Source organism: Brachyspira sp., from assembly GCF_050873525.1.
Classification (GTDB): domain Bacteria; phylum Spirochaetota; class Brachyspiria; order Brachyspirales; family Brachyspiraceae; genus Brachyspira.
In genome coordinates this window covers 1-6,749 of record NZ_JBNMIZ010000149.1, presented here as the reverse complement: position 1 = coordinate 6,749, position 6,749 = coordinate 1, and the positions used below count along the sequence as shown (strand labels likewise).

Sequence of the window (6,749 nt, the reverse complement as noted above, 5' to 3'; positions counted from 1 at the left end):
TCTAGCCCAAAACCTCCAAGACTTTCGGCACAAAAATCTTATCAATATCAGCATTGATGAAGATGAGGAGTTTTTCTATGCTATTAGAGAGATATTTGAAGACGAGGAGTATCGCCCACTAAGTCCGCAGATATTTAAAAATGACGATGAGGTGGATTATACGCGATTGCTAGAGTGCTATTTGCAGATTTTTGATATTAGGAACACCCTTTGAAAAAAGCACACAAAATAATATCCGTCATTGGATATGCAAATATTGATACATTGCCGAAAGAAATATATTCCCTTGCTTATGATTTGGGAAAATCAATAATTGATAAAGGATATATTCTTGCTAATGGAGGACTTGGAGGAGTAATGGAAGCAGTTTCAAAAGGCGCAAGAGATTCCGCTAATTATAAAGAAAATTCTATAATAGGCATTCTTCCAAATTATAATAAAGATATAGCTAACGATTATGTAGATATAGCTTTGCCAATAGGATTTGATGTTGGTAGAAATATATCTTTAATTAGTATATCGGATGCCGTAATAGTGTTAGGCGGAAGCGCTGGAACTTTAAATGAAATTTCACTAGCTTGGCAAATGAATAAACTTATAGTCGCTTTGGGTAATTTCGGATGGGGCGGAAAATTAGCTGATACTTCATTAGACGATAGAAGAGACGATAAAATATATAAAGCCGATTCGGTTGAAGACGCTTTAAATATTATAGAATCAAAAATATCGCATTACGATAAAATGAAATTTAATGGAATTTCTAATATTATGTCTCAAAATGACGCGTTAGAAAAAATTTCTTTATATTGTAATATAGATAAAAATTCTTTAAGATTTTTGGGGAGAGGTAGTGAGGGTTTTGTTTTTACTGATGAAAAATTTGTCTATAAAATCTTTAAGCCAAATCCAATACAAGACAAATTATATTTCAATCTCAATTCTTTATCATATAGTTTAGAGAATTTATCATTTGATTTTCACTATCCTTTCAAAGTCGCTTATGAAAATAAAGATTTAATTATTTACTATAAATATTCAAAAAGTAGTGATTTTGTCAATGTAAGCAAAGAGCAATTCCAAAAGTTTCTAAATGAGTATTATTTTGCAAACATTGTTCATTTAGATTTACAACCAAAGAATTTGCGTATAGTTGATGGCAATATTTTTTGTTGCGATATTGGATATGATTTAGCTCATCTTACGCCAAATTTTTTTGAAAGTATGTGCAGGAGAGCTTTTGCCATATATAAACTTCAAAATCATCTTAAAGATTTGAATATCAAAGAATATTTAAGCCCACTCAATAAAAAGCAAGATTTTAGAAAAATAGAAAAATATTTAAAAAGCTCTCATTTAGATAAAGAATTTAAGGCATTTAGAAAAGAAATTGGAGAATTTGTTTTGTATAAAAATATAATTATTGATTTCTATACACAAAATGAGCAATATAAAACTATATTTGATTATGGAAGCGGAGCGGGTAAAATATCGGTTAATTTGCAAAAGATATTACAAAGAAAAGTTTACGCTTATGATAACGATGAAAATGTTATTCAACGATATAAAGAAAATTATAATAATATAGAGTATTTCAGCAGTAATCACGCGGATATAGAAAAGTTAATAAACGAAAATAAAAAGTTCGATTCGGTTCTTTGTTCTCTCGTACTATGCCATCCTTTAGCTTCAAATGAAAATGAAAGATTAAAAATAATAGATAATATTATGCAAGATTTATGCGATTTGAGTAAAGAACATATACTCATAGTTATATGCAATCCGTTATTTAATAACGCTATTTCTAATATACAAAATCGTTTAATAGACAATAAAAAATTTGACTATAACTGCTCGCATTCATTTTATAAAGAAATATTTAGCAGCAATAGAAAAAGAGAGGATATTCATAGACCGTTGGGATTTTATGAAGATTTATTTAAAAGATATAATTTAAAAATAAAAAACATAATTCAGAGCGGAGATTTTAGAGCAAACCATTATAAAATCACAAATTCTGATTTTATGATATTTGATTTGGTAAAAAATAAATAATATTCTATTCTAAGGAGTAGTAATGATGAAGATTTGTATAGCTGGTTACGGATATGTTGGAAAGGCGTTTTATAAATTTTTTAAGAGTTATAAACATTATCAGGTATTTGTATATGACAATTCTAAAGAGATTCAAGAGAAATATGATTTTGTAAAAAGAGATTATGATATTTTAAATAATGTAGATTTGACTGTGATTTGCGTTCCAACTCCAAGTAAAGACGATGGAAGCGTTGATATTAGTTTTGTAGAAAATGTATTGGCAAATATTAAGAAACAAGCTCTCGTTTTAATAAAATCCACTATTCCGCCTAACACTACAAATATTTTATCAAAAACATATCCTCATTTGCGAATTGTATTTAGCCCTGAATATATTGGAGAATCAACTTACGATTTGCCATATCCTTATGACTTCAATAAAGAAGTTATTAAAACGCCATATTTTATTTTTGGAGGCGATATAAAAGATACCACCGAAATGGTAGATATATTTTCTAAAATTGCAGGACCCGTAAAAGAATATATACAAACAACAAGTTTAAACGCCGAAATATGCAAGTATATGGAAAATTCATTTTTTGCGACTAAAATAATATTTTGCAATGAGTTTAATAAAATATGCGAAATATTTGGAGCGGATTATAATTCCGTGCGCGAACTTTGGCTTAAAGACCCAAGAATTACCAAAACACATACGGCTATATATAATAAAGATGATAGTTTATGTTTTGGAGGTAAATGTTTGCCTAAAGATTTGTCTGGCATTATTAAACATTCTGCAAAAAACGGATATGAACCTAAATTTTTAGAATCCGTTTTAAATTCAAATAAGAGAATCCGAGAAGAAGAAAATACCAATATTTTAATGATACATAGAATTTTATACGATGCAGAACAAAAAATAACCCCTTTATATTTTGATAGAGATATGGTTATAAGTTATGAAAAGTTAAAAAGTATTATAGAATTATATTTGGAAAGAGGATTTGAATTTGGAAGCATTAAAGAATGTATAGAAAATCCAGATAAATATTTTTGCTTAAGTTTTGACGATGGATTTAAAGAACATTTATGGGTGGCTAAAAATTTGGTTAAATCCTATAATATCAAAAAAGAATCGCTGCTTTTTGCAATAAATGTTGGGAATTCAATTTATCATAAATTTAGCGGAATGGATATGGTTTATTATCTTATTCAATCTAAAAGATTAAAAGAGGCTTTTGAATTTTTTAATCTTAAAGTTCCAAGTAATAATACATTTACTAATATTCGTATATTTAAAGAACATTATATTAAACAATCTCCAAATATTTTGTTAGATTTTTACAATGAATTTTCGCTCGATTTGGATTTAGATTTTTTAAATATTAAAGATATACAAGATATATCCAAAATTGCCACTATTTGCTCGCATGGAATTACTCATAGAGATTTAACTTATCATAAAGAAGATAGCGATATTGAAATCATAGAATCAAAAAATATTTTAGAAAAAATTATTAACGATAAAATTTCGGTATTTGTTTATCCCGAAGGAAAGAGCGATAATGACTTATATAAATTTTGTAAAAAACATAAATATAAATATTGTCTCTCTATTGTGAATAAAAAATCTAATAATTTTTGCATAGGAAGAAAAGATGTTAAAAATTACGGTTATAATTGCAACTAGTAACGATAGAACGAATTTATTATAAAAAGTAATATTGGGAATTTATATGCAAGAAACTATTATTGTAAATTTACACGGTGGATTAGGCAATCAATTGTTTCACTATTCTTTTGCAAAAATTTTATCTAAAAAATTAGATAAACAAATTTTGCTTGATGCAAGTGATTATAAAATTAAAATGGGCTACAATGTAAGGAATTTTGAGCTTAAATATTTTGATACAAAAATTGACTTTATACACACAAAATTTGACCTTTATAAAAAAATGGATATATTATTGATTTGTAATTTGAGTATAAATAAAATATACAATAATTTTTTCTATAAGAAACAAAATAAAAAACTTTATTTTAATCCTAAAAAATCAAAAATACTTTTTGCACCAGATTTGTATTTTAAAAATATTGATGAAATGGTTAAAAACATATCAAATATTAGATATATTCTTAAAGAAAGATTTTGGAATTATACAGATTTGTATCCTTATAAAAACGAAATATTAAAAGATATAACTTTAGATTATATAAAACTTGATGATAAAAATAATAGGGTATTATTAGATATTACTAAAAACCAAATGAATTCAGTTGGTATTCATATTAGAAGGGGAGATTTTTTGATAAGAGATTATCCAATCAACCTATCTGACAGTAAATATTACCATAATGCAATAAAGTTTATAAAAAGGAAAATCAATAAAGCAAGATTTTTTATTTTTAGCGATGATAAAGAATTTGTAAAATCTCATTTTAATAAAATGAATAATTGCAAAATTGTTGATATAAATGATGATAGTAATGTCATTTTTGATTTTTATCTTATGAGACAATGTAGACATTTTATTATGGCAAATAGCACTCTTTCTTGGTGGGTAGCGTTTTGTAATACTTATAAAAATTCTATTATTCTTACACCAAAAAGATGGTTAAAAAGACAAGAAGAGGTTGGAGAAAATTATGCCCCTAAAAAATGGATAAGGATTGGTATTGAGTAATGAAAGCATATAAAATAACAGTTGTTATAGCAACTAGTAACAATAGAATAAATTTACTATTCGATAGAGCGTTAAAAAGCGTATATAATCAAACATATTCAAAAAATGTTAATGTAATTATAGTTGACGATAATCAAGATGAAACTCAATATAATATCATTAACAATAAGCTAAAAATAATTAGAAAATCAATGAATATTGGGAAAAAATTTCCAACTAAAATTATTAAAAACAACAGAGCTAAATTCCATTCAGGCACAGGAGCTTGGAATAGCGCCGCTTTTTCTTGCATAGATTTAAAAAATTTGGACGGCATTTATTGTCATTATCTTGCTTTTTTAGACGATGACGATGAATGGGAAAATTCTTATTTGGAAAAATGTATAAATGCCATAAATATAAACGACAAATATATTGTAGGATTGGTGGCTTGCGGAATTAACTTTATAAATCATAATGATATAAAAAAATTATATCCTAATAAAGAAACTATTACCAAAGAAAATATATTTATAAAAAATCCGCATATTCAAGGAAGTAACTTATTTATAAATCTATGGGTATTTTTTTCTATAGGCTGTTTTGATGAAAGTATGAAAAGCACAACCGACAGAGATTTAATGATGAGATATGTCGAATTTATAGAATGCAATAAAAATATAAAAACATTATTTATAAAAGAAACTTTGGTTAATTATTTTTATGATAATCAAATAAATAGAGTTACCACAAATAAAGATAGCAAGTTTCAAGGACTTAATCTATTTTATCGCAAATATTCGCATTTTTTTAACAAAGAAATTAAATTAGAATCTTTGAAAAGAGCCAAAAAGTTATTTAACTATAAACCATACGATAATAAAGAAAAAACTGAAAATAAATTTAAAAATAAAATAAATGAAATACCAAATAATACGAGCAAAGTTAATCTTATTCTGGGTTTTATATGTTTTGACTGCAAAAATCTTAACGATATACTTTTTTCTTTTTCAAAAAATGTTTTAAAAGATTCTCTATATTTAAATGATTTTTTTATTTGCATAATAACTTCGCCAGAGTCTGCAGAATATTACAATGAATTTAATAAAATAATGAGTCAATATAATTTTAAAATAAATGTAAAGTGGCTTAAAAATAAATATTCAATATCCAAAAATCGAACATATTTGCAAAGATTTATTTATAGAGAGGGAATGAAAAAATATGGAAATAATTTTATAAGCTGGATAGTCGATGACGATAGCAGATTTTATGGAATATACCAAAATAAACCCTGTAATATAAACTATTTGTATTATATTTCTAAATATAACAGTAGCGATATTGACGCGTTTGTATGCGGTAATTGTGGAGAACCGCCTTTGCCGTTTTTTTCTATTATAAGAACTCAACTTTTAGATTTGCATTTTTATATAACTTTTAATAGTAAAACAAAAAAACATATAGATAATTACTTGGATACATATAAACAGGAATATTATTATGATATTTCTTCAAAAAATTTTGATTTTTTAGAATATCCTTTTTTAAATTTTGGCATCACTATAAAAGATTTTATAAACAATCTCAAAAATGGTTATTCTTCGACAAGGAATATAGAAATAGATATAAATTCAATAGGCGAGATAGGAAACGATACTTTATATAGAGGAGGCAATACTATTATTTACAATCCAGAACTTTTGAAAATTGAAAATTTCACTCCAGATAACGGTAAATATAATCGAAGAAGCGATTTTAATTGGGCTATTGTTAATTCTATTTTGCTTAATAGAAAGATTAAAGAACTCAATTTACCTGTTACGCATATAAGAAATTCAAATATGGATTTGAAAAAAGAATATGAGAAAATGGAAGCCGATTTAATAGGATTAGTATTTTATAGATTATTTAAATATATCTGCAAAGAAATTAAATTTAATAAAAAACCTTCTTTTACAATGTGTAAAAAATATTTATCAAGTTTATTAGACGATTTGAAAATTAAACTTATATCAAATACATTGAGAATCAAGACTTTAAATAAAG

General features: G+C 25.6%; 5 protein-coding genes. All 5 read left to right on the top strand.

The genetic code is table 11. The annotated features are described in order from the left end of the window. Positions 1 to 214, top strand: a 214-nt coding sequence (locus ACR0QS_RS09605) for a hypothetical protein (protein ID WP_432633226.1), incomplete at its 5' end; no start/stop codon positions are given. Next, on the top strand, positions 211 to 2,052 hold the full coding sequence (locus tag ACR0QS_RS09600) for a TIGR00725 family protein (protein ID WP_432633225.1): 1,842 nt from the start codon (positions 211 to 213) through the stop codon (positions 2,050 to 2,052). The genes ACR0QS_RS09605 and ACR0QS_RS09600, both read left to right, overlap by 4 nt. Before the next feature lie 22 nt (positions 2,053 to 2,074). Then, positions 2,075 to 3,727: a polysaccharide deacetylase family protein gene (locus tag ACR0QS_RS09595; protein ID WP_432633224.1), complete on the top strand. Its 1,653-nt coding sequence runs from the start codon at positions 2,075 to 2,077 to the stop codon at positions 3,725 to 3,727. A 46-nt stretch (positions 3,728 to 3,773) separates the two neighbouring features. Further along, complete coding sequence (locus ACR0QS_RS09590; RefSeq protein ID WP_432633223.1) at positions 3,774 to 4,721, top strand: alpha-1,2-fucosyltransferase; 948 nt, start codon at positions 3,774 to 3,776, stop codon at positions 4,719 to 4,721. After that, the coding region (locus ACR0QS_RS09585; RefSeq protein ID WP_432633222.1) for a glycosyltransferase family 2 protein at positions 4,721 to 6,749 on the top strand (2,029 nt) is incomplete at its 3' end. The genes ACR0QS_RS09590 and ACR0QS_RS09585, both read left to right, overlap by 1 nt.